Origin of the sequence: Bradyrhizobium sp. CER78 (assembly GCF_029846235.1) — a bacterium.
GTDB lineage: Bacteria > Pseudomonadota > Alphaproteobacteria > Rhizobiales > Xanthobacteraceae > Bradyrhizobium.
The window spans coordinates 176,702-199,917 of the sequence record NZ_JARVWP010000010.1 but is presented as its reverse complement, the minus strand read 5'-3'; the positions used below and the strand labels follow the sequence as shown (position 1 = coordinate 199,917).

The following is a 23,216-nucleotide window of genomic DNA, read 5'->3' as shown; positions in this document are numbered from 1 at the left end:
AGATATTCGCTGCGCCTAAACGGCAGGCCGACCGGCTGCCGTCGCCTCGACCACCTCGTTGAGGCGGCCGTTCTTCACGTCGTAGATAAGCCCGTAGATCGGAATTTGCTTCGGCACCAGGCGATGGCTTCTGATCCGCTGCACATCCTCGATCACACTCCTGGAGTTGTCCTCGAACGCATGCCAGTGAACGAACTTGCCCGCGACCGAACCGCCTTCGTGTTTTGGATTCGACCATTTCTTGCCATCGAACTGCGCGGTGCCCAGATCATCCGCCAGGAGGTCGCTGATGACCTCGTTGGTGAACAATTGCATCCCGCAATCGCTATGATGGATGACGAACCATTCATTCATTCCGAGCAGCTTGTGCGAGATCACCAGCGAGCGGATCGCGTCATCGGATGCGCGTCCTCCCGCGTTCCGGATCACGTGAGCATCGCCCTCGGCAAGTCCAGCATACTTTGCCGGATCAAGCCGCGCATCCATGCAGGTCAGGATCGCAAAGCGTCGCGCGGGCGGCAGTGCGAGCCTTTCCTTGTCACCGAATTCGGCAGCGTATTTGCCGTTAGCCGAAATGACTTCCTCAAACGTAGCGCTGGGCGTCGACATGGCGCGACATCTTTCGGTTATGAAAGCACGGTCACCTGCCAGATGGAATCAGCGCGAGGCTTGCCCGTCAAGGAAATGGAATTTCGAAGTTCTTGTGGGCCACGACGAAGTCATGTCGCGAATGGAAGCGCTTTAAGTCAGAACCATACGGTCATCGCGCAGCTCATGCCTGCTGGTGGAAGCCACCGGGCCAACAAGGTCGGGCCGATTGCTGGGTCGTGGGATGAAACCCATGCGTCAATCGCTCAACGTGGCGCCAAGCCTCGCTGCAGCCGCAACTGTCGACGCGACATTTCGGTTCAAGCTTCGCGCGATCTTCTCGACGGGCATATTCGCCTTTGCCAAGCCTCTAAGCTTGTATTTTTCGGCTGCCGTCCACGGTCGATCACTGCCGAGCCGGGATTGTTCTCTGGCGGCTATTTCCGGTCGCGAGCCCAATGCTGCTCCCTCGCCTTGACGATCAGAACCTCCGCGCCGACCGGCGCCACGACGAATTCGCCGCAGGCGCCCCCGGCGTGAACCGTACGCCCTAGTTGAAGAGATCCGGCTCGGCCTCGGTGATCCAGTCCCATAGGGGCTGGAAGCTGAAATAGCCTCCCTTATGGGTGCCGACCTGACCGGCCGTCAGCTTCGCTACTTCATGGGGGATTGGCTTCGGCGTGCCGGCCGCTTCGGCGAGCAATTGCGCGCGAGCGGCGTTATCCATCGCGATGTACCACCACGCCGTCGCCTCGATCGTGGGGCCGACCGTCAACAGACCGTGGTTCTGCAGGATCACTGCCTTCCTGGATCCCAGCGCCTCCGCGATCTTCCGGCCTTCCTCCACCTCCAATACGACGCCGGAGAACGGATCGAACAGCGCATGATCTTCGTAGAAGGCGCAGGAGTCCTGGGTAAGCGGATCGAGCAACCGGCCGAGCGCCGACCATGCCTTGCCGTAAGTCGAGTGCGTATGAGCGGCCGCGATGACCTCCGGATGTGCGGCATGGATCGCCGAATGAATCACGAAACCCGCCTGGTTGATCGGCTTGTCGCCAATTAGGATATTTCCTTCATGATCCACTAGTTGGAGGTCCGAGACCTTGATCTGACCGAAATGCTTTGACAGCGGATTGATCCAGAAGCGGTCCGAAAACTCGGGGTCACGCACAGTCACGTGCCCGGCGAGACCCTGATGGAACCCATAGCGGGAAAACAACCGGAAGGTTGCCGCGAGACGCTGCTTGCGATGCAGCCTTTCCTCTTCGAACGAAGCTGCCGGCACGCGCTCGACCAGGGAGTACTTCTTCGGTTTCTCGACGATCTGGTTCATTCTCGGGGCTCCTTGCTTAGTATCCGAGTTTCTTGTCAAAGACGTCGGCCAACGGCGCGCCATGCGCGTAGGCATCGAGGTTGACCAGCGTTTTGTCGGTCAGCCGCTTGATATCGTCTGCTCCGGTCCAGGACACGTGCGGGGTCAGGACGACCTTCGGGTGAAGGTAGATCGGATCCCCCTCCGGCGGCGGCTCTGGATCCGTGACATCGAGCGTGGCGCCCGCCAGTTGCCCGTTGTCGAGCGCACGCAGCAGGGCCTGCTGATCGATGATCCGGCCGCGCGCCACGTTGATCAGATGCAACGATTCCTTCGCATGCGCCAGGACCTCGGCGTTGATCAAATGCACCGTCTTCGGCGTTGCCGGCAGTGCGATCACGAGATGGTCGGAGGCCGCCACCAGCGCTTCGATACTGTCGACCGGGAGGATACCTGGAACGGCATATTGCCACGATGAGCGCCGCAACACCTTGATCTGAACACCGAACGGCTTCAACCGCTCGGCGACGGCATGGCCGATCGCACCAAATCCAGCGATCCCAACCGTCTTGCCGGCAAGCGAACCGAGCGGAGTGATCTTCCACGCCTCGCGGCTGCGTGGACGCACGTCATGAAGCCGCTTGGCGAAGCCGAGGATTGCCGCCAGGACATATTCAGAAATGGCGTCGGCGGAGATGCCGCGCCCAACCGTAACCACCGGGCCATCGAGCAGCCATTCCGGAAAGAAGTCGACGCCCGTCGACGCGGTCTGGATCCAGCGCAGGCCGTATGGCCACCCCCTCGGTTTCTCCGCCGGCGCCTTGCTCCAGCCTGCGGCCGGACGGGTCAGCAACACGTCGGCTTCCAGTGCGATGTCCCAGGCTGGACGCTCGGCGGGATGGTCAATGATCAGCGGGCGGGACCAGTGGTCGATCAGCGACGCGCGAACTTCGGCTCCAAGCTGGTTGATGATGATCGGCGATCGCACGCCGGTGGACGCGCGACCGCGGTCGATACGAGGCGTGTTCATGGCATGCACTCACGATTGCAAACTCGTGACATGCTAGGCGCCGGCGGCAAGATAGTCTTTTCAAAGATACCTAAGGCTCTGCAACAACCGGGTAACGCGCCGAGACGATGCAAATGAAATCGCCTCTCCGAGTTTCGTCAGCAATCGCACGCAACGTGGACGGCGTCTGCTCGGCGACCACGCCGGGATGAGATAGAGCATCACATGCCGTCATCTGCAGCCTCGCGGCGAATCGACAGCATTCTCGAAGAGATCAGGCCGTAGTCATGGATGGCTTCAACCACGTCGCGGCATCCGGCTCAGTCCGAGCACCTCCAATTTGTCGGATGGAAATCCGCTATATTGGACGTCTCGCCGCAGCATCTCGCTCCGCTTCCATTTTCTCAGACGAAAGCGAATGAGATGAAACTTTCCCTATTCTCCAATATCGCACCGCACTCTATCTACGACGGCGACGAAATCGAGCACGCCCTGCTCTACCCTTGGAGAACGACGATGAACACCGCGATGCAGATGATGCCCATGCCGATGATGATGGGTGGCATGATGAACCCCTCAATGGCCGGCGGCATGATGCCGATGATGAACATGCCCATGATGGGCATGCCGATGATGGCCTGTCAGATGAAGTGCACCATGACCCCCACCGGCATGACCTGCGAGATGATGCCAATGGATCCGGCAATGAAGGACATGTTCATGAAGTGCTGCGAGAGCATGATGAACATGATGCAGATGGGCATGCCCATGATGATGGGCTGCGGCGGCATGATGATGATGTGCATGCCGATGAAGGCCTGAGACATCGACCGGCTCGCGCTGCCTTCCCCGGGGGGCCGGCACTGCCGGCCCTCTTTTCGTTTCAGATCGCGTCGTCGGCATAGGTCATGACGAGGTAGAGCACTGCCTCGCTGGCTACCAGATTCTTGTAGACATGCGGAACATCGGCCTCGAAGACGATCGCGTCGCCTTCCGTCAATGTCTGCGGCTTGTCGGAGCCGGCGGCGATCTCCACGACGCCCTTCGCCACGAACAGGTTTTCACGGGTGCCCGGCGCATGCGCTTCGGCGCTCTCACGATGCAGCGGACCTATTCTGAGTTCGTAGAATTCGACCTGATGGCTGCCATCGAACGGAAACAATGCGCGAGACGTGAACTGTCCCTGGCTCGATGAGAGCAGCTTGGCATCACTTTGGCGGAGCACGACCGGGCCTCGCGCAACATCTGCCTGCAACAGATTGGCGAACGGAACATGCAGTGCGTTCGCAACCTTCCACAGCAGCGCAATGGTCGGAACGCTCTTTCCGGTCTCGATCTGTCCAAGCATCGCACGGCTGACGCCGGACTGCTTCGCCAACCGCTCCAGCGAGTGGCCGCGGCTCGTTCGCAGCCGTCGCAGATTGCGTCCGAGGACCGCAGGCAAATCCTGTTCCGCGCCGGGTGACGGGTTGGCGTCTAATGAGGAAGCGACGTTACCGTCGCTCATAAAGCATCCCAGTGCACGGCGGATGTCGCCGGTACCGCCATCGGTACCCACACCCAGGCCGGCCAGAGCCAGAAAAGCTGCATCGCGCCAAAGGAGGGACTGAAGGTGGCGTTTTGCCACTGTCCGGCGGATGTCGCTGGCTGCTGCCTCCGCCGCATTGATCGATAGGCGTTCAGATCAATGATCCGCGCTGAATTCAAGGCTTCTGTCACCTGCTGTGCCCGCGTTCGATTGCCGTCCTTGATATCCTAGTTGGACCCCGGCTCCCGACAAGCGGCTGTCGAACAAAACAACACGCGCTCTGTAAAGTTCGGTCAGGTAGCAAAGACTTCTCACGTCTGTGCTTCCAATAGCAGTCGCTCCTTTCGGCTCGAAACGCGCGGCAACCCGCGGACTGGCAACTGTGCCAGCGAACGTCGATTGGGTAGAAGAGCTTTGATTGCGACGCTCCCACCACCCCGCCCGCGACTTGGACACCATCATCAAAGGGCGCCATCCCACACAAAGAACCGATTTCTCCATCGCAGACGAATTGGAGAACAACAATCTCGCCAGTTGGCATCTCAACGAAAAAATCCTGGAGGTGCTGCAATTGGTCCAATCCATTGGACCAATTGCAGCATTTCCTGAAGTGTGGCCAAAAGGGCCTGCAAAAGCGCGACGTGCCGCTTGGGCCAACGGAAACTCAGAAGACAACAGAATGAATACATCGATGCTTTTACGTGCTGCCGCCCTCGCGTTGATCGCGCTCGCAAGCGGCGCCAACGGCGTCCGCGCGGAAACCGATCAACTTCGCATCGCGCAGCAATTCGGGATTGCCTACCTTCCGCTCATTGTCGCCAGCGAGAAGGGACTGATCGAGCAGGAGGCGAAAGCGCTCGGCATCGCGCCGCCGAAGATCGAATGGCTTCGGCTGTCCGGGGCGGCGGCGATGAACGAGGCGCTTATTTCGGGTGGGCTTGATTTCGCGACGGCGGGTATCACGCCGATGATCCTGACCTGGGACAAGACGCGGACAACCGCCAAGATTATCGGCGTGGCGGCGCTGGGGTCGATGGCCAATATCCTGACGAGCAACAATCCGGGCATCAAGACGATTGCGGATTTCACCGAGAAGGATCGGATCGCCCTTCCATCGGTCAAGGTCGGCTTCCAGCCGATCGTCCTCCAGATGGCGGCCGACAAGGCTTTCGGCAAATACGACAAGCTCGACGAACTCACCGTGAGCATGCCGCATCCGGACGCCACCGCCCAAATCCTGTCGGGACATTCCGAAATCACGGCGCACTTCACTTCACCGCCGTTCTCGCAGCAGCAACTGGCGAGCGGCAAGGTGCATCAAGTTCTCAACAGCTACGATGTTCTCGGCGGTCCGCACACCTTCAACGTGGTTTACTCGACCACGAAGTTCGTCAACGACAATCCGAAGACGATCCAGGCTTTCGTCCGCGGTCTCGATCGCGCCAACGAATGGATCAGGGCCAATCCGAAGGACGCGGCCGCGCTCTACATCAAGGCCGAGGGCTCGAAGCTCGCTCCCGACTTCGTCGAGAGCATCATCCGCGACAAGAACGTCAACTTTACAACCGCCCCGGAAGGCGCCCAGAAGTTCGCGGATTTCGAGGCCAAAGTCGGCCTGATCAAGCAGGCGCCGGCGTCGTGGCGGGACTTGTTCTGGTCCGGGCTCGGGGACAAATCGGGAAGCTGACATGAACGTCGCTCCCCGACTGGTCGACCTCGCCGGCGATGCCGCGTCTCCGTCGCTGCTCACACTGGACCGCGTCAGCATCAGCTATCCGACGCGCGACGGCATCTTGACTGCGGTCGAGGATGTCAGCCTCGCTCTTTCGGCAGGCGAGCGGCTTGTTCTGCTGGGTCCGTCCGGCTGCGGCAAGTCCACGCTGCTCCGAGCGGTCGGCGGCTTTCTCAAGCCGAGCACTGGAGAGATTCGGATGAATGAGCAACCGATCGGAGCCCCCGGCCCAGACCGGATGACGGTGTTCCAGGAATTCGACCAGTTGCTGCCTTGGCGCACCGTGCTGGGTAATGTGCGTTATGCTTTGGAGCGGGGCAGATCACTTTCCCGCCGGGAGGCGGAAGCTGTGGCTCGCGGTTGGCTCGAGCGGGTCGGGCTGAAGAACTTCGTCGATGCCTTTCCTCACACCTTGTCGGGCGGAATGAAGCAGCGCGTCGCAATCGCGCGCGCCTTCGCACTGGAGCCGGCGCTGCTGCTGATGGACGAACCTTTCGCCGCGCTGGATGCCCTGACGCGACGTCAGATGCAGGACGAGTTGCTCAAGCTATGCGAAGAGACCGGCAGTACGGCATTGTTTGTGACACATGGCATCGACGAGGCGATCCGGGTCGGGACCAGCATCCTCGCACTGACGCCTCATCCGGGGCGACTGGCCGCGACATTTGACGTCCCGCCGGGAAGCCGCACGCGCGGCACGACGGCTTTCGCTGAGTTGGAGCAAAAGATCCAACAAGCCGTCTTTGCCGATCCGGAACTTGATCATGGCTGACATTACAGCTCCGAAACTTTCTGAGGCACCGGCGCTGCGCCGTGTGTTCGAGCAAACGCCCTGGCGGCGTCTTGTGATTCTTGCTGCTTTTGCGCTCGCCTGGGAGCTCTATGCGCGCTGGCTCGACAATGCGCTGCTGCTCCCGACCCTGGGGGCGACGCTGTCAGCGCTGTGGTCGGCGATCCTGTCGGGCGAGTTGCCAAATCGGACGCTGACCTCTTTGCGCGTTCTGGTCACAGGCTATGCGCTGGGCGTCGGCGTCGCCGCGGTGTTTACGGCACTGGCGACCTTGTCGCGCTGGGGCAATGAAGCTCTTGGCCTGCTGACTTCGATGTTCAATCCGCTGCCGGCGATCGCGCTGCTTCCAATTGCGCTGCTGTGGTTCGGCGTTGGAACGCCGAGCCTCGTTTTCGTGATTGTCCACTCGGTCCTGTGGCCGGTTGCGCTGGCCTGCCATGCGGGCTTTCGCGCCATCCCACCAACGCTGCTGATGGCTGGCCGTAACCTCGGCTTGTCGGGCGGCCGTTTCGTTGCCGAGATTTTGGTACCGGCGGCATTTCCCCAGATCTTGTCGGGCTTGCGGATCGGCTGGGCGTTCGCGTGGCGCACGTTGATTGCAGCCGAGCTGGTGTTTGGCGTCAGCGCGCGGTCCGGCGGAATTGGCTGGTTCATCTACACCAGCCGCGCTCAACTGGAGACTGCCAGCGTCTTCGCCGGACTGCTCACGGTCATCCTGATCGGCCTCCTCGTGGAGAGCGTGGTGTTTCGAAGCCTCACCCGGATTACGGTCCAACGCTGGGGACAGGAGCGAACCTAGAGCACGCCCCTCATCGCGCTCGAGGTCGCAAGCGCCACTTGCACCCTATTTGAGTGGAAAGCCTAACCCTCGCAGTTCCTCGACGAGGCGGTCCCGCCCATTCAGCGACCGGACCGATCCAAGCCGGTTGAGCACGGTTTGGGTCCACCCGGTCGCGGGCAATCCCTCGGCGTTCTGGAAATCGCGCAAGGTGGCGTCATAGGCGGCGATTCCGGCATCATCGTCAGCCGTCGTGTAGCGCTCGCGATGGATGACGACGTCCTGGCGCAGGCGCGGCTTGACCCGGGCGGGCCGCGTCGGATCAGGATAGCCAATACAAAGGCCGAACACCGCCGCGGCCTGCGGCGGCAGTCGCAGTTCGTCGGCCACGGCCTGCGGCTTGTTGCGGAGCGCGCCGATATAGACCGATCCGAGACCAAGCGCCTCCGCGGCAACGACCGCGTTCTGGGCGGCCAATGCCGCGTCGACCACTGCCACGACGAACGTCTCGAGGAAGGGCAGTCCATCCTTGGGATGGTTCGCACTCCTTGCCAGACGCTCGGCCCGCGACAAATCCGCCAGCCAAACCAGGAAGAGCGGTGCCTCGACGATGTGCTTCTGCCCGCCGGCTAACTCGGCGAGGCGCGCCTTGCGCGCCGCATCCTCGACCGCCACGACACTCCAGGTTTGCAAGTTGGAGGACGACGCAGCCGACTGCGCGGCTGCCACGAGCGTCTCTACCGTACCTCGCGGCACGGGGTCCGGCCGGTAGGCTCGCACCGAGCAGTGTGCAAGAAGATTGCCCAGCACCCCGTTCCAGGCCTCGCCGATCAGAGGCAAATCCTTGCCGTAGCGCGATTGCAACGCCGCCGAAGCAATACCATCGATCTCTGGCGGGCCAGTCACGACAGTCGGGGCGGCCTTGCTACTCGTGTTGCTCATCAACGCGATCCTCCGGGAAATTGCCTAGGCGTCAACGTCGACCACGACGCGATTGGCAAGCTTGGCCGGGTCCGTACTCGACTTGATGATCGTGGCACGTTTCAGATCGCTCGTGATCTTCACGACCTCGCGACGCAGGTCTGCACCTGCCGGATGATGGCCGTGCGTGTGGCTGCGCAGCATCGTCGCCAGGTCGGCGACTGCCACCTTCGGGGTGTATTTGGAAAATATCTCGGCAGCGTCATCGGGATGTTCGGCAACGTGGTGCGCAGCTTCGCGAACGGCGAGGGTCAGCGCCTTCACCGCGGCGGGATCCGACGCCCAGAGCGAACTCCGCACGCCGAGCGTGCAGCACGACAGGTTGGCGTAATCCCCGCTCAGATTTGATGCGATCTCGACGAGATCGCCATTGGCGCGCCGCTCCGTCAACCATGCATTCGGGTCGGAGTCGGCGATCGCCTGTATCTCGCCGCGTTGCAGGGCTGTGAGCTGCAGATCGGCCGGAAATTCACGCCACTGTACATCGCTCTGCGGATCGAGCCCGTTGTCCGACAGCAGGATGGCGAAGAAGTTTCGCGGAGGCCCGGAAATGCTGGAGACGCCGATCGTCTTGCCCTTGAGATCGGTGATATCCTTGAATCCGGACTCGTTGCGCACGAACAGCCGGGTGCAACCGCCGTGCAGGCCGGTGGTCAGCTTGACGTCGATGCCTTGCTCCAGCGGCTTCAGCCAGTTGAGCAGCATGCTCGAGCCGGCATCCGCCTTGTCGGTCGCCAGCGACTGCAACATCTGGTCGGTGCTGCCTGCGAGCTGCAAGAATTCCACATCGAGATTGTGGCGCGCGAAATAGCCTCGGTGCAGGGCGACGGGCACCGCCGCCGTGCAGATACCCGTGCCGTTATAAGCAAAGCGGATGTGACGAGCCGACCCCTTCGGGGCCTCGTCGGAATTCGCTACCCGACAGATCGGCGCTTTGCTCAGGGGATCAGCAGCCGGGCCGAGACTCAACGCCGGAAGGGCACGCGCGGCCTGCATGGCACCGAGTGGCGCTGCAAGCCCTACGAGACCGGCCAGTCCGAGAAGAGTCCGCCGCGACGGTAAGAACGGTTCTTGTTGGTTTGTCGTCATGGACATCTTCCGCTGCTTCACGTTCGACACATTTCCGGCTGGTAGCCGGGACAAGCAACCGCCCCAATCGACGAAGTGCCCATACGGCGCGATGCGTTGTTCAAAATGCTAGGTCGGGCGACCGGATGCGTCGATCGCAAAGTTGGCGACAAAGATAGAGAGTTCTTGTCGCGGCGCGGCAAGCTGCGGAATAGCTCTCCTGAAGTGGGCAGATGTGGCTTGTGTCGTTTAGACCTGTGCCGACGCAGCTCGCCAAGGTATCAACCGCTGCTCCAGCCAACTCGCGCCACGGTCGACCAGAAATCCAACCGAGCCAACGACGAGAATTCCGAGCATCACGAGATCCATCTCGAAGCGTTCGCGGCCGGCAATAATGAGGCCGCCGATGCCGGGGCCCGCAGCCATGAAGTATTCGGCACCGATCGTCGCGAGCCACGCATAGATCAACGCAAGATGCAGCCCGGTCAGCAGCGACGGCATCGCCGCTGGAAGATAAACGAAAAGGATGAATTGCACGCGGTTGAAGCGAAACACATCACCCACTTCGACGAGCTTGCGGGATGTCGCGTGAATACCCTCGACCAGGTTGAGAATGACGGGGATCGCCGCCGCGAGCCCGATGAAGACGATCTTCGCCATCTCGTCGAATCCGAACCAGAGCGAGATCAGGGGAATCCACGCCAGGAGCGCGATCTGCTTCAGCCCATTGAACCAGGTCATGACGACGCGGTCCGCGATTGTGGAGAGGCCGAGCAACAGCCCGATCAACACCCCGGCGCCGGAGCCGAACACAAATCCGAGGAGATCACGGCGCAGGCTGGCGGCAAGCGCTTCAAGGAGCTCGCCGCTCGCCAACTCCCGCCAGGCGGTGGCGCCCACATGCTCGAGCGGGGGCAGGAATTGGCGGTTGACCAGGCCCGAATGGCTGGCGACCTCCCAGGTCAGCAGAAGGCCGACCGGCAAGACCAGCCCGCGGCCGAGTGATCCGAGAGCGGCGCTACCGGACACCGTCAATCCGCCAACGTTGCAGACGGGTTTCGACAACGGCGAGGACCCTGTCGCTCAAAAAACCGATCACGCCGATCACGATCATGGCGACCAGCACGGTATCGAGCCAGAACATCTGACGGCCCCAGACCAGGAGGTAGCCGAGCCCCTCCGACGAGGCCAGCAGTTCGACGCTGACCAGCGCGATCCAGGCGTGGGTCAACCCGTAGCGCAGGCCGGTGAAGATCGGCGGTATCGCTCCCGGGAGGACGACGTGGCGCAGCATCTGCAGGGGCGTGAAGCGGAATGTTTCTCCCACCTCGACGAACGCCCTCGGCACGTTCGCAATGCCCGCGCTGGTGTTCATGACCACTGGCACAAATGCCGCCTTCGCGATCACGACGATCTTGAGCCCCTCCCCGATGCCGAGCAGCAGCATCGCGAGTGGAATCCAGGCCAGCGCCGGCACCTGGGCGATCGCCGTGAACAGCGGACGGACATAATCGTCTACGCGCCGCGACAGCCCCATGGCGGAGCCGACGACCAGGCCAGCAGCCGCACCGATCGCGAAGCCCAACGCGACGCGCCGTAAACTATAGCCCGCATGCTGGGCAAGCTCGCCGCTTGCGATCATGTCCCGCAACGTGTGCAACACATCGCCGGGGCACGGCAGGATCTGCTCCGGAAGCCAGCCACGGTCGGTGCCGACGATCCAGATCGGGAGGGTGATGGCCGGTAGGATGAGCAACCAGCCAAGCTTCGTGAGCTGACGAAGCACCGCTACAATGACGCGACCGGAGATACGTCGAAAACCCGCCACCGCGGTGGTCCGAGGCTCAAGTGTGGTGTGAAGAGCTGCATCACTCATGCCGGACCGCCGATCGGCGTACCCCCGGAGCCGTCCTCTTCACCATCGCCGAGCGCGCGCAGTATATCATTGCGAATTCGGACCAGATCATCATCGGTTCGCGACCTCGGCCTTGGCGCGGAAATCGCGAAGATTCGCGACACGCGACCGGGCCGAGGTGCGAGCACGATGACACGGTCACCGAGAAGCACAGCTTCGTCGACATCGTGAGTGACCAGGACCATCGTGATCCTCTCGTGCGCCCAGATTCGCTGTAGCTCGACCTGGAGCCGCGCCCGCGTCAGCGCGTCGAGCGCACCAAAGGGTTCATCGAGCAGCAGGAGCCGGGGGCGATTGACGAGGCCGCGTGCAATCGCCGCGCGCTGGGCCATGCCACCCGAGAGCTGGTGCGGATATGCTTGCGCGAATCCATCTAGTCCGACCAACGCGATATGCGCGGCAACGGCCTCCCGCTTGGCCCGCTCGCTGAGCGGTGCATTCTTGAGGCCGAGGGCGACGTTTTGGGAAACCGTCGCCCACGGGAACAGTCGCGGCTCCTGGAAGACGATGCCGCGATCCAGGCTCGTCCCCGCGATCGCATCGCCATCCTGGCTGATGCTGCCACGGAATTCCGGCTCGAGCCCGGCGATCAGCCGCAACAGCGTCGACTTCCCGCAGCCGCTCGGCCCCAGGAGGACGACGAACTCGCCGGCCGCGACGTCGAGCGACACGTCCCGCAGCGCCTCGACGGGCGCGCCATTCACGACAAACGACTTGGAGACGTTGCGCACCTCCAGCCGCCCCTGCCCCTGGTCAGGGAATGCCCTTGTCCGCAGTTGCGCGGCGACGTTCATTGTCCCGCCGCCTGCGGCCTTCCGCTCGCGTCATATTCCTGCCAGTAGCCGACGAGACCCTGCTCCTTGAGCGCAACATCCAGGAATGAACGGTCGAACCAGCCATTGAGGTCGACGTCGCGGCGAAGCAGACCGAACTCCTTCGCCTGCTTGGCCTGCACGCGATAGCTCTCGATGATCGATGCATCGATGATCGGGGTATTGCGATACTTCAGTTCCTGGTTGGAGAAGTCATAGCGATATCCTGACGCCGGGAAGCCTGTTCGGGCCGATATCTCAAAGAACGCCTCCCGGTTGGCTTCGTCCGACGCCCAGCGCGCAGCACGAACGATCGCCGAGACGATCTTCTGCGTAATATCGGGATGCGCCTTGATGAAAGCGTCCTGCCCGATCAGCGTCGAATGCCGTTCATAGGCCGGATTGTCGCCCTTGGTGGTGTAGATGATCTCCGCGATATTCCTCTCGGCAAGGCTGGCCAGCGGAAAGTTGCCGAACGCAGCATCGATATCCTTTGACGTCAGCGCTGCATTCGTGGTGGCCGTATCCATGTTGATGATCTGAACATCCCGTTCCTGGAGACCGTTGCCGGCCAACACCTTGACGGCGGCGAGATGATTGTTGGTTCCGCGGAAAATAGAGACCTTGCGGCCACGGAGATCGGCGACCTTTCGGATCGCCGAGCCGAATGGAACCGCAAGATAGATCGGCGCATGGGCACCGGATGCGAGCAATATCCTGGTTTTCAGACCGTTTGCACGGCCGATGATCTCAGGCAGATCGCCCTGGATTGCGAAGTCGAGCTGGTTGTTGGCGAAGGCCTCATTAACGGCGGGGCCCGCTCCCTTGAAGAAATACCATTCGACCTTCACGTCCGGCCGGTCATGCAATTCCCGATCGAGATAATGCTCGGAATGGGCAACCGCCGCGGACGAGCCGCCGGAGAACTGGCGATTGTCGGCACCGACGGAAGCAAATCCGATCCGCACCGTGAGCGTATCGGCGGCAAGCCCCAACCTCAAATCGAACAATAAACCGGCCCCCGCAAGCAGGAGACAGAAGAGTTTGCGTTTTGCGATCATCAACACATTCCTCGCCGCGCCATCACCCGCCCGGCGTTATCGTCAGAGTATGACGATCCATCATCGCCCTGCGCAATCTCACAGATTTTCATTCTTGACGCTTAATGCGCCATTTCTCTTCTGCCCAGACAGGCGAAAGGAAAAGAATGTGATGTCATGGCCTAGACCGACGGGTCGATCCAGAGATCGGCGAAGCTACCGTTCAATCCTTCAGCGCCGGGAGCGAAGTTTCGAACCTTCTTGTTGGCAATGATCACGCCGCCCGCCGCGACGATGTCGACGGACGCCACTTCCTCGTGGACGATCGATTGGAACTTGGACCAGATCGCGCGCCGCTTCTCGGCATCCGGCTCGATCGCAGCTGCCTCCAGCAGCTGGTCGACCTCGGGATTGCTGTAATGCGCCGCGTTCGAGAACGGCAGGCCGATGCGGAAATTCTTCGACCAGTAAGCGCGTTGCACGCCGAGCGTCGGATCGAACGTGTTGGAGAGGCTTTCGATCGTCAGGTCAAATGCTCGATCCCGATAGACGACATTCAGGTAGGTTGCGAGATCGTACCGCAGAATCTCGATGTCCAGGCCAATTCGGCGCAGGGAATTGCGCAGGAAATCGGCGAAGCTCGCGGGCAGGAATGGATTTTGCGTGAGCCTGAGCTTGGCCCTGATGCCGCCCGCGCCTCGCTTGAGGCCGGCCTCATCCAGCAATTGATCTCCCGCCTTGGGATCGAATGGCCACGCCTGGATCTTCGGATCGTAGAACTTGGGCAGGGCCGTGCTGACCGGCGACGGAGAGATCAGGCCGTAGCCGAAGAACACGACGTTGACCAAAGCCCGATGATCAATCGCATGGGCGATCGCCTTGCGGACACGGCGATCCTGCAGGATCTGCGTATCGAAATTGAAGAACAGCTGCTGCTGTGGGCCCGAATAGGCGTAGGTCGTGGTATCGACCACGAACCGCTTGTCGACCTTGAAACGCTCGATATCGCCATATGGCACCGGCGTCGCCCCGATATCGACCTCGCCCGCTTCAAGCGCCGCCGCACGCGCGGCCGAATCCAGCACGACCTTTAGCACCAGACGGTCGACATAAGGCTTCGGCGCATCCCAATAGTTCGGATTGCGAACGAACAGAAGATGACTGCCGGGAACCCATTCCCGCAGAAGGAACGGACCGGTCCCGATCGTCTGCTCGAGCCGGGGCTGTTCCTCGGGCTTGAGAGCCTCGTAAATGTGCTTGGGCACAATGGGAGATTCGGCACCGGCCAGCGCCGAAATCAGGAAAGGGGCCGGTTTTGACAGCACGATCACGGCCGTCAGACGGTCCGGTGTTTCGACCGCCTCGACATTCGCGAACGTGATGCGCCCGCGCGGATGAGCGATCTTCAGCCGCTCAATGGAAAATGCGACGTCGGCCGACGTGAACTCCCTTCCATCAGACCATTTCACGTTCGGTCTCAGCCGGAAAGTGTAGCGCCTGCCATCGCCGCTGATGGTCCAGGCTGTCGCCAGCACCGGCCTCGGATTGAGGTCGTAGTCGTACGCAAGGAGCCCTTCGTTGATCTTGGTGCCGATCGTCTGCCCGGTTCCCGACGACGTATTGATCGCGATGATCGCGGAAGGGTCGGGGTAGTACACCCAATTCAAGGTGCCGCCGGGTACGGGTTTCGCGTCACCAGCCATCGCTTGTGATGGACCGAGCAGGCTGGCGGCGCCGGAGGCCAGAAGCCCGCGATTAAAGGTCCGTCGATCCAGCGACATCGCGCCTCCGCGTCAGACCGCGGCGCACGGAGAGAGCATCTCGCCGGATCCGCCACGCAAGTTGTATCGCCTCAATCTTGATCATGTTTCGCAGAGAATTTGCTTTTGTTGTTCGCAGCACCGGCGCACGTTCATGAGCGCGACGTGCCCCGCATGCAGCAGCAAAATTTTCATTATGCGGAGAACTGCTCCGCAGGATTGATTGTCGGACCTCGAGGTGGATTATTGCGACGCGTTGTTCACAACTGACGTGCGATCGGCAATGGACTGGCTTACGCGCCGGCAAATCACAAAGGCTCTGCTGTTGACCTCCGGCGCCTTTGTCGGCGGACCAATGGTGGCTTCGGCGCGTGCGGCCGATGAAGGCAAGCATGGCGGAACGCTGAACGTCGTGATCCAGCCCGAGCCTCCCATCCTCGTCAGCCTGACGCACACCGCGGGCCCGACCACCCGCGTGAGCGGAAAAGTCACCGAGGGGCTCGTCACCTTCGATCTGGACTTCAATCCCCGCCCGCAGCTCGCGACCAGCTGGCAGAAGAGCGAAGACGGGCTCAGCTATCGGTTCGAGCTCCGGCGCGGTGTAAAGTGGCACGATGGCCGCGACTTCACGTCGGCAGACGTCGCGCACTCCATCGAGCTTCTCAAGCAGCATCATCCGCGCGGCCGCGGTACGCTGTCCTCGGTACGCGAGGTGCGCACGCCCGATCCGCACGTTGCGGAAATCGTGCTCGACAAGCCCGCGCCATACCTGCTCGCTGCCCTCACGGCCTCAGAATCACCGATCGTACCGCGACACATCTATGAGGGCACCGATCCCCTGGCCAATCCCAACGGACGCGCGCCGATTGGCACTGGTCCCTTCGTTTTCAAGGAATGGAAACAAGGCAGCCACATCGTGCTGGAGCGCAATCCCAATTATTGGGATCCGGGCAAGCCCTATCTCGACCGCATCGTCATCCGCTTCATCGCCGACGCCAACGCCCGCGCGGCTGCACTCGAGACCGGGGAGATCCACTACGCGCCTGATACGCCGGTGCCGCTCGGGCAGATCGAGACGCTCAAGGCCAACCCGAACCTCCTGACCGAAACACGCGGCTATGACTATCAGCCCATCGTGTACCGGCTCGAGTTCAACCTCGCCAATCCCTACTTTGCCAAGCCGGAGGTCCGGCGTGCCGTCGCGCACGCGGTAGACCGCGACGCGATCAACCGCATCGTTTTCTACGGATGGACACAGAGCGCACCGGCTGCAATCAGCCCGGCGCTGAAGCAATTCCACAATCCCGGGATTCCGCGCTACGAATTCGCGCCCAAGAAGGCCGAAGCGTTGCTCGATGCCGCAGGCTTGCCACGCGGTCCGGACGGTACGCGCTTCAAGGTTTTCCATGATTACATGCCCTATGGCGAGACCTATCAGCAACTTGGCGCCTACACGCGCCAGGCGCTTTCCACGATTGGCATCGGCGTGACGCTGCGCGCACAGGACGTTCCGACCTGGTTCAAGCGCACCTACACAAACCGCGACTTCGACTTCATGAGCAACGGCATGAGCCATTCGTTCGATCCTACGGTCGGCGTGCAGCGGCTGTACTGGTCGAAGAACTTCAAACCCGGCGTGCCCTTCTCAAACGGATCGGGCTACAGCAACCCTGAGGTCGACCGGCTGCTGGAAGCGGCTGCCGTCGAAAGCGATCCGGCAAAGCGCCGTGAGCTGTTCTACGCCTTCCAGGTCATCGTCGCGACCGACCTGCCCGACATCAATCTGGTGACGGGACCAAACCTGACCATCGTCAACCGCAAGGTCCGCGATCACACCACGACGATCGACGGACCGTCCGCCAACTTTGCCGACGTCTGGCTGCAAAGCTGATCTCGCACGGGATATCCTCATGAGCTTCGATCTCGATACATCAAATCCCCATTTCGCCAAGGCAGCGCGGTTGCGCGAGATCTTCGCGCGCGACGCCGCCGAGCGCGATCGTGCCGGCGGCAAACCGCTCGAGCAGTTGGCCTTGCTGAAGGAGAGCGGTCTTCTCAACCTGTTGATACCGACGCAATTCGGCGGCGCCGGCGAACGCTGGTCGACCGCGCTGAAGATCGCCCGTGAGTTTGCCAAAGTGGACGGTGCCCTGGGACACCTCTACGGCTACCACTTCGGCTCCCAGCATGCCGCCCATCTGCGCGGCACGGCCGAGCAGGCTGCCGATATCTTCCGGCGGTCTGCTGCCGGCAACTGGTTCTGGGGCAATACCGCAAACAGCTTCTCGAAGAGCCTGTTCGGTCGCCGCGATGCCGATGGCTACATATTGGACGGGTTTCGTCCGTTCACATCAGGATCGCATATCGCGGACTATCTGCAGGTCGCCTGGGAAGACCGCGACACCAATGCACGGAGCTTTGCGGCCATTCCGGCAAACCGGGACGGCATCCGGATCGAGAACGATTGGGACGGCTTCGGCCAGCGCCAAACCGGAAGCGGGCGCGTCACCTACACCGGGGTCCGGATTCATCGAAACGAGGTGTTCGACCACAAGCCTGACGGCGGCCGTCCCTATCAGACCGTAACGCCCTTCCTGCAGCAGAGCACCCTGCTGAACGTCTTCATCGGCAGCGCGCAGGGCGCGCTGATCACCGCGCGCGACTATACGCGGGAAACGTCCCGCCCCTGGCTTCATTCGGGCGTTGAAAAGCACACCGATGATCCCTGGGTCAGACGGGTCTATGGCGAGCTTTATACGCGCGTGAGGGCCGCCACGCTGCTCGCGGATGAGGCGGCCGCGACGCTCGATCGGGTCTGGTCGCGCGGCCGCGATCTGACGCCCCAGGAGCGCGGCGAGGCCGCGGTCGTGATTGCCGGCGCCAATGCCCATGCCGGTGAGGTCGCGCTTGATGTGACCAGCCGCATCTTCGAGGTGATGGGTGCACGCTCCGCTACCATTGCCAATGGCTATGACCGCTTCTGGCGCAATGTCCGCATCCACACGCTGCACAATCCCGCCGAATACAAGACGCGCAACGTTGGGAACTGGTTTCTGACTGGCGTCCATCCCGAGCCGTCCACATTCCAGTAGCTGAGAAAGCCCCTCGTGCCCAAGCAAATCCAGGTCAACGGCTTCGCCATCTTCAGCCCGGTTCACCTTTCTCCCGGGCTATGGCGCCATCCGGACGACCGCTCGCTGGACTTCGATACGCTTGATTACTGGACGGACGTGGCGCGCATTCTCGAAGCCGGCAAGTTCGACTCGATCTTCATCGCCGACGGCATCGGCATTCACGACGTTTATGCCGGAACGGCCGATGCGGCGCTGCGCAGCGGCGCGCAGATTCCGAAGCTCGATCCTATGCTGCTGGTCTCGGCCATGGCGCATGTCACGGAGCATCTCGGCATCGGCGTCACGGCACCCGTATCGTATGAGCCGCCCTTCACGCTCGCGCGCCGCTTCTCGACCCTCGATCATCTGACCAAGGGGCGCGTCGCCTGGAACATCGTGACCGGCTATTCCAACGCGGCATCACGTGCGGTCGGCCGCGACAACATCATGCCGCACGACCCCCGCTACGATCTTGCCGACGAATTCCTCGATGCGGTTTATGCACTTTGGGAGGGTAGCTGGGACGACGAGGCCATTGTCGTCGACCCCATCAAGGGCGTGATCGCGGATCCGCACCACATCCGCAAAGTTCATCACCACGGCGCGCATTTCAAGGTCGACGCCATCCACCTCGCCCATCCCTCTCCGCAACGGACGCCGTTCCTATTCCAGGCAGGCGCCTCCAATCGCGGCAAGGATTTCGCCGCCCGGCATGCCGAAGCGGTATTCCTTGGGGAGCACTCCAAGGCGCGCACCGCGGCCAATGTCGCCGAGACGCGGGCACGCGCGCGGGCGTTCGGCCGCGACGAGCACGATATCCGCTTCTATGCCCTGACGACCGCGATTGTCGCCGAGACCCGTGTCGCCGCGGAAGCCAAATACCGCGACTATCAGCGCTATATTGACCCCAAAGGCTCGCTCGCATTGCTGTCGGGCTGGACCGGGATCGACCTGTCCCGCTATAGCCTGGACGACCCGTTTCCGACCGTGAAGAAGGACAACGCGGTCACTTCGATGATCGATTCCTTCTCCAGGAGCGAGCGCCCCTGGACCATCCGCGAGATCATCGAACACAACGGCATCGGCGGCCGCGGTCCGGTCATCGTTGGCTCACCCGCCGAAGTCGCCGACGAACTGCAGGCCTGGGTCGGCGAGACCGGTATCGACGGCTTCAACCTCAGCTATGCCGTGACGCCCGGCGGATATCAGGATTTCGCCGAACTCGTCGTCCCGGAATTGCAGCGGCGCGGTGTCTACAAGACCGAATACGCTCCGGGCACGTTGCGGGAGAAGGTGTTCGGCACCGGTCGGGCACGCCTGCCCTTGTCGCATCCTGCCGCGAGCTTCCGGCCGTCCGCGGCGGGGCGAACGCCTAAAGCAGCCTCCGCCTGACCCGCATGGAAACCCGGTCAACCAATCTCGAGCTTCGGCACGGCATGGCGCAGCCCGGCCTGCTCCATCAATGGCAACACACGGCGTCCGAAGAAATCGAGATCAGGCTTGAAATCGAAGAAGCTGAGCTGGAGACCGTCGATCCCGGCCTTCTTGAGTTGCATGAACTGCTCCACCACCTGCTCGGGCGTGCCGATCACCTCGATATTGCCACCGATAGCGCGGCGCTTCGGCGCATCGACACCGACACGTCCCTTCCAGGCATGCGCATCGCTCGCAAAGTTCTGCATGCTGGCGACGGCATCGATGTGATCGACGATCGCGTCGTGATACTGCCAGGTCTCGCGCTCGGTCTCCCGGCAGACAACCATCGGATTGAGCAGCGTCCGCACCTCGCGACCGACGTCGATGGCCGACTGCTTCACGCGCTGGACATGTGCCGGCAGGGCTTCGATCGCACTCGCAAAGGACGAGCCCGCCGGGCTGGTAACGAACACGATGTCGGAATAGCGGCCCGCGAACGCGATGCCGGCGTCCGATCCCGTCGCATTGACCAGGATTGGTCGTCCGAACCGCGGCTTGGGTGTCACGAACGCATTGCTCAGGCGCCAGGGAGATTCTCCCTCGAAAGAGAAGTTCTCCTTGTCGCCCCACAGCCGCTGCACCACCTCGATAAACTCGGCCGCCAGTTCGTAGCGCCTGTCATGCTCGATCTGGTTCCAGCCGAATGCTTCGTGCTCGATTGCGCGATGGCCGGTCACGACATTGATCCCCCAGCGCCCTCCCGAAATATGATCCAGCGTGGCACCGTATTTGGCGAGATGCAGGGGATGGATCGGCCCGTAGAGCACGTGGATAGTCGAGATCAGCATGATCCGCGACGTGACAGCGGCAAGCGAAGCGGTAGTGATGAACGAATCGAGCGCTTCGCCCGTAAAGACACCACCGTAGCCGCCCTTCGGCAGCCATTGCGACAGCGCGAACACGAGATCGAAGCCGAAGGACTCCGCGCTGAGCGTGAGATCGCGATTGTAGTCGAACGTCCACGTCGTCGAGCGCGACAGGGTCGACGCGCTCCAGCCACCCGCCTGGATCGGCAGGAACAAGCCAAGCAGCAGCGGCTGTTGCAGCGCCCTCGACAAAGGACTTTCCGGAAACTGGCTGGGGCTGGAAAAGACCGGCCAGCTAACGATGTCACCCGGCTTGTGCACTATGGTCATATTCATGTCCGTCGTGGTGATACGTGCCGTCCGTGGAGCATCCGCAACATCGATACGATCGCACGCGAATGCGTCGACGTTGGCGACGCGCATCGGCATTGTCAACGGCGTCTCCTCTCTCCTCGTGGAGTGTCTCCGCGCGCTTACCGCGCGAAGAACGACGGCTTGAGCAAACACATCTTTTCGACACGACACGGAAGTTAGAAGAAACATGTCGAGCATCCAGCGCATCGGAAAGACTTTTCGCCGGACGATCTGGCAGGCGATCCCGACGGTGATCGGAATCGTCGTCATCAATTTTTTTCTGCTGCAGCTCGCGCCGGGAGATGCCGCCGATGTCCTTGCCGGCGAGTCCGGATCGGCGACGATGGAAACGGTGGCGGCGCTGCGCAGCCGTTTCGGCCTCGATCAGCCGATCCTGCTGCAGCTTGCAGCTTATCTCGATAACCTTGCCCATTTGAGCCTTGGCTACTCACCGCGCTACAATCTTCCGGTCGCCGACATCATCGGTCAGCGACTGCCCGGCACGGTGGCCCTGATGGCAACCGCGCTCGTCATCGCCCTCGCCGGCGGCATTGCGCTTGGCATCGTGATGGCGACGTTCGCCGGCCGTTGGCCGGATCGCCTGATCTCAATCGTGGTCACGCTGCTCTACTCGATACCCCGCTTCTGGATCGGCCTGATGCTGATCCTGCTATTTTCCGTCAAGCTGGGCTGGTTGCCGAGCGGCGGTGCCGCCACGATCGGCGCGAACCTCAGCGGCTTCGATCTGCTGATCGACCGCGCCCGCTACATGGTTCTTCCCGCCCTCTCGCTCTCGCTGTTCTACATCGCGATCTATTCCCGGCTTGCCCGCGCCGCCATGCTGGAGGCTCAGGCGCAGGACTATGTGCGCACGGCCGCCGCGAAAGGGCTCTCTCCGCTCACGATCACGGTGCGCCATGTACTACGCAACGCCTTATTGCCGGTCACCACGGTCGCCGGCATGCACTTCGGAGGCCTGCTAGGCGGCGCAGTGGTGGTCGAGACCGTGTACAGCTGGCCCGGCCTCGGCCGCCTCGCCTTCGAGGCCGTGATGAGCCGCGACTTCAGCGTGCTCCTCGGAATCCTCCTGCTCTCCTCCCTGCTCGTGATCATCGCAAACATGACGGTTGATCTCGTGCAGGCCTGGCTCGACCCTCGCATCGAGACTCGCTGACCATGACCGACGCCGCCCTCGACTCCACACATTCGGCCGAACGGGCCGCTGATGATCGGCCACTAACCGCGCCAGAGCGCCCCGAATGGCCGAACGTTCACGCACCGGACACGCATGTGATCGCTACCGACGCGAGCCAATCGCGATCGCAATTGTTCAGTCGCCTCAGGCGAAATCCGTCTCTCGTCGCCGGCGCGACGCTGTTGCTGGTGATCATCGCCGCGGCTGTGTTCGCGCCGCTTCTTTATCCTGGCGATCCCCTCTCGATGGTGGCTCGACCGCTGCTATGGCCCGGACAGGATCTTGCATACCCTCTTGGAACCGACTCTCTGGGCCGCGACGTCGCCGCCGGCCTCATGCATGGCGCGCGAATCTCGCTCCTGATCGGATTTGTCGCCACGACGATTGGTGTCACGATCGGCATCGCGGTGGGCGCCGTCGCTGGTTATCGAGGCGGCCTCATCGACGACATCCTGGTCCGGGTCATCGAGCTGTTCCAGACCGTTCCGAGCTTTATCCTGCTCGTCGTACTGGTCGCGATCGCGCAGCCCTCGATAGCAACGGTAACCTGGGCAATCGGGCTCGTCACATGGCCCACCATCGCACGGCTGGTCCGCGCCGAGTTTCGGGTGCTGCGTGAGAAGGAATTCGTCATGGCGGCGCGCTCGCTCGGCTTCAGCGACACCCGCATCGTCGTTCGCGAGATCCTGCCGAATGCGCTCCCGGCCATTATCGTCACCACATCGGTGATGGTCGCAACCGCAATCCTGATGGAAGCGGCACTGTCATTCCTCGGACTGGGGGACCCGAATGTCGTGAGCTGGGGCAGCATGATCGGCTCCGGGCGCGAATTGATCAGAACGGCATGGTATCTCACCGCGTTGCCTGGCCTGGTCATCGTTCTGACCGTGCTTTCACTGAACTTGATCGGTGATGGCCTGACGGATGTGCTTAATCCTCGCCTCAGCAGGGAACGATAG

Annotated in this window: 21 protein-coding genes; 9 read left to right on the top strand and 12 right to left on the bottom strand. The window is 62.0% G+C overall.

What is annotated here, in order from left to right; translation table 11 throughout:
* Window positions 1–15: 15 nt before the first annotated feature.
* The 3 genes from QDT69_RS22785 to QDT69_RS22775 form a co-directional block, all read right to left on the bottom strand.
* Entirely contained in the window at window positions 16–609 is a 594-nt protein-coding gene (locus tag QDT69_RS22785; protein WP_279708714.1) for a carbonic anhydrase, read from the bottom strand.
* Window positions 610–1,138: 529 nt separating this feature from the next.
* Window positions 1,139–1,921, bottom strand: coding sequence for a class II aldolase/adducin family protein (locus QDT69_RS22780; RefSeq protein ID WP_279708712.1), 783 nt, complete (start codon window positions 1,919–1,921; stop codon window positions 1,139–1,141).
* 16 nt (window positions 1,922–1,937) lie between these two features.
* Window positions 1,938–2,930, bottom strand: coding sequence for an NAD(P)-dependent oxidoreductase (locus QDT69_RS22775; protein WP_279708711.1), 993 nt, complete (start codon window positions 2,928–2,930; stop codon window positions 1,938–1,940).
* Between the two features lie 342 nt (window positions 2,931–3,272).
* On the opposite strand from QDT69_RS22775, the gene QDT69_RS22770 reads away from it, so the two are divergent.
* Window positions 3,273–3,731 carry a hypothetical protein gene (locus QDT69_RS22770; RefSeq protein ID WP_279708710.1) on the top strand — a complete coding sequence of 153 codons (459 nt, stop codon included), beginning with the start codon at window positions 3,273–3,275 and terminating at the stop codon, window positions 3,729–3,731.
* 61 nt (window positions 3,732–3,792) lie between these two features.
* Here the strand turns inward: QDT69_RS22770 and QDT69_RS22765 are convergent, their stop codons facing one another.
* The gene (locus QDT69_RS22765; RefSeq protein WP_279708709.1) at window positions 3,793–4,536 is read right to left on the bottom strand and encodes an XRE family transcriptional regulator; all 744 of its coding nucleotides are present in this window, start codon (window positions 4,534–4,536) and stop codon (window positions 3,793–3,795) included.
* 349 nt (window positions 4,537–4,885) lie between these two features.
* Here QDT69_RS22765 and QDT69_RS22760 point away from each other — a divergent pair, with 349 nt between their 5' ends.
* Genes QDT69_RS22760 through QDT69_RS22750 form a run of 3 tightly spaced genes read left to right on the top strand, consistent with a single transcriptional unit; the run spans window position 4,886 to window position 7,758 of the window.
* On the top strand, window positions 4,886–6,124 hold the full coding sequence (locus QDT69_RS22760; RefSeq protein ID WP_279708708.1) for an ABC transporter substrate-binding protein: 1,239 nt from the start codon (window positions 4,886–4,888) through the stop codon (window positions 6,122–6,124).
* A gap of 1 nt (window position 6,125) precedes the next feature.
* The gene (locus QDT69_RS22755) at window positions 6,126–6,941 is read left to right on the top strand and encodes an ABC transporter ATP-binding protein (protein WP_279708707.1); all 816 of its coding nucleotides are present in this window, start codon (window positions 6,126–6,128) and stop codon (window positions 6,939–6,941) included.
* On the top strand, window positions 6,934–7,758 hold the full coding sequence (locus QDT69_RS22750; protein ID WP_279708706.1) for an ABC transporter permease: 825 nt from the start codon (window positions 6,934–6,936) through the stop codon (window positions 7,756–7,758). The genes QDT69_RS22755 and QDT69_RS22750 overlap by 8 nt, the downstream gene beginning before the upstream one ends.
* A gap of 45 nt (window positions 7,759–7,803) precedes the next feature.
* Here QDT69_RS22750 and QDT69_RS22745 read toward each other — a convergent pair whose 3' ends face one another.
* The 7 genes from QDT69_RS22745 to QDT69_RS22715 form a co-directional block, all read right to left on the bottom strand.
* Window positions 7,804–8,679, bottom strand: a complete 876-nt coding sequence (locus QDT69_RS22745; protein ID WP_279708705.1) for a nitroreductase family protein — start codon at window positions 8,677–8,679, stop codon at window positions 7,804–7,806.
* Window positions 8,680–8,703: 24 nt separating this feature from the next.
* Window positions 8,704–9,807 (bottom strand): ABC transporter substrate-binding protein, encoded by a 1,104-nt coding sequence (locus QDT69_RS22740; RefSeq protein ID WP_279708704.1) that lies wholly within the window; start codon window positions 9,805–9,807, stop codon window positions 8,704–8,706.
* A gap of 228 nt (window positions 9,808–10,035) precedes the next feature.
* Window positions 10,036–10,815 carry an ABC transporter permease gene (locus QDT69_RS22735; protein WP_279708703.1) on the bottom strand — a complete coding sequence of 260 codons (780 nt, stop codon included), beginning with the start codon at window positions 10,813–10,815 and terminating at the stop codon, window positions 10,036–10,038.
* Window positions 10,805–11,662 carry an ABC transporter permease gene (locus tag QDT69_RS22730; RefSeq protein WP_279708702.1) on the bottom strand — a complete coding sequence of 286 codons (858 nt, stop codon included), beginning with the start codon at window positions 11,660–11,662 and terminating at the stop codon, window positions 10,805–10,807. The genes QDT69_RS22735 and QDT69_RS22730 overlap by 11 nt, the downstream gene beginning before the upstream one ends.
* Window positions 11,659–12,495 (bottom strand): ABC transporter ATP-binding protein, encoded by an 837-nt coding sequence (locus QDT69_RS22725; RefSeq protein ID WP_279708701.1) that lies wholly within the window; start codon window positions 12,493–12,495, stop codon window positions 11,659–11,661. Before QDT69_RS22725 ends, QDT69_RS22730 begins: the two co-directional genes overlap by 4 nt.
* Window positions 12,492–13,574 (bottom strand): ABC transporter substrate-binding protein, encoded by a 1,083-nt coding sequence (locus tag QDT69_RS22720; protein WP_279708700.1) that lies wholly within the window; start codon window positions 13,572–13,574, stop codon window positions 12,492–12,494. Before QDT69_RS22720 ends, QDT69_RS22725 begins: the two co-directional genes overlap by 4 nt.
* 161 nt (window positions 13,575–13,735) lie before the next feature.
* Complete coding sequence (locus QDT69_RS22715; RefSeq protein ID WP_279708699.1) at window positions 13,736–15,334, bottom strand: ABC transporter substrate-binding protein; 1,599 nt, start codon at window positions 15,332–15,334, stop codon at window positions 13,736–13,738.
* A gap of 262 nt (window positions 15,335–15,596) precedes the next feature.
* On the opposite strand from QDT69_RS22715, the gene QDT69_RS22710 reads away from it, so the two are divergent.
* From QDT69_RS22710 to QDT69_RS22700, 3 genes are read left to right on the top strand one after another with little or no spacing between them, the layout of a single operon-like run.
* Complete coding sequence (locus QDT69_RS22710; protein WP_279708698.1) at window positions 15,597–17,204, top strand: ABC transporter substrate-binding protein; 1,608 nt, start codon at window positions 15,597–15,599, stop codon at window positions 17,202–17,204.
* A gap of 19 nt (window positions 17,205–17,223) precedes the next feature.
* Complete coding sequence (locus QDT69_RS22705) at window positions 17,224–18,405, top strand: acyl-CoA dehydrogenase family protein (RefSeq protein ID WP_279708697.1); 1,182 nt, start codon at window positions 17,224–17,226, stop codon at window positions 18,403–18,405.
* A gap of 15 nt (window positions 18,406–18,420) precedes the next feature.
* Entirely contained in the window at window positions 18,421–19,818 is a 1,398-nt protein-coding gene (locus QDT69_RS22700; RefSeq protein ID WP_279708696.1) for an LLM class flavin-dependent oxidoreductase, read from the top strand.
* 17 nt (window positions 19,819–19,835) lie between these two features.
* Here QDT69_RS22700 and QDT69_RS22695 read toward each other — a convergent pair whose 3' ends face one another.
* Complete coding sequence (locus tag QDT69_RS22695) at window positions 19,836–21,038, bottom strand: LLM class flavin-dependent oxidoreductase (protein ID WP_279708782.1); 1,203 nt, start codon at window positions 21,036–21,038, stop codon at window positions 19,836–19,838.
* Between the two features lie 211 nt (window positions 21,039–21,249).
* Here QDT69_RS22695 and QDT69_RS22690 point away from each other — a divergent pair, with 211 nt between their 5' ends.
* Window positions 21,250–22,236, top strand: a complete 987-nt coding sequence (locus QDT69_RS22690) for an ABC transporter permease (protein ID WP_279708695.1) — start codon at window positions 21,250–21,252, stop codon at window positions 22,234–22,236.
* 2 nt (window positions 22,237–22,238) lie between these two features.
* The gene (locus tag QDT69_RS22685; RefSeq protein WP_279708694.1) at window positions 22,239–23,216 is read left to right on the top strand and encodes an ABC transporter permease; all 978 of its coding nucleotides are present in this window, start codon (window positions 22,239–22,241) and stop codon (window positions 23,214–23,216) included.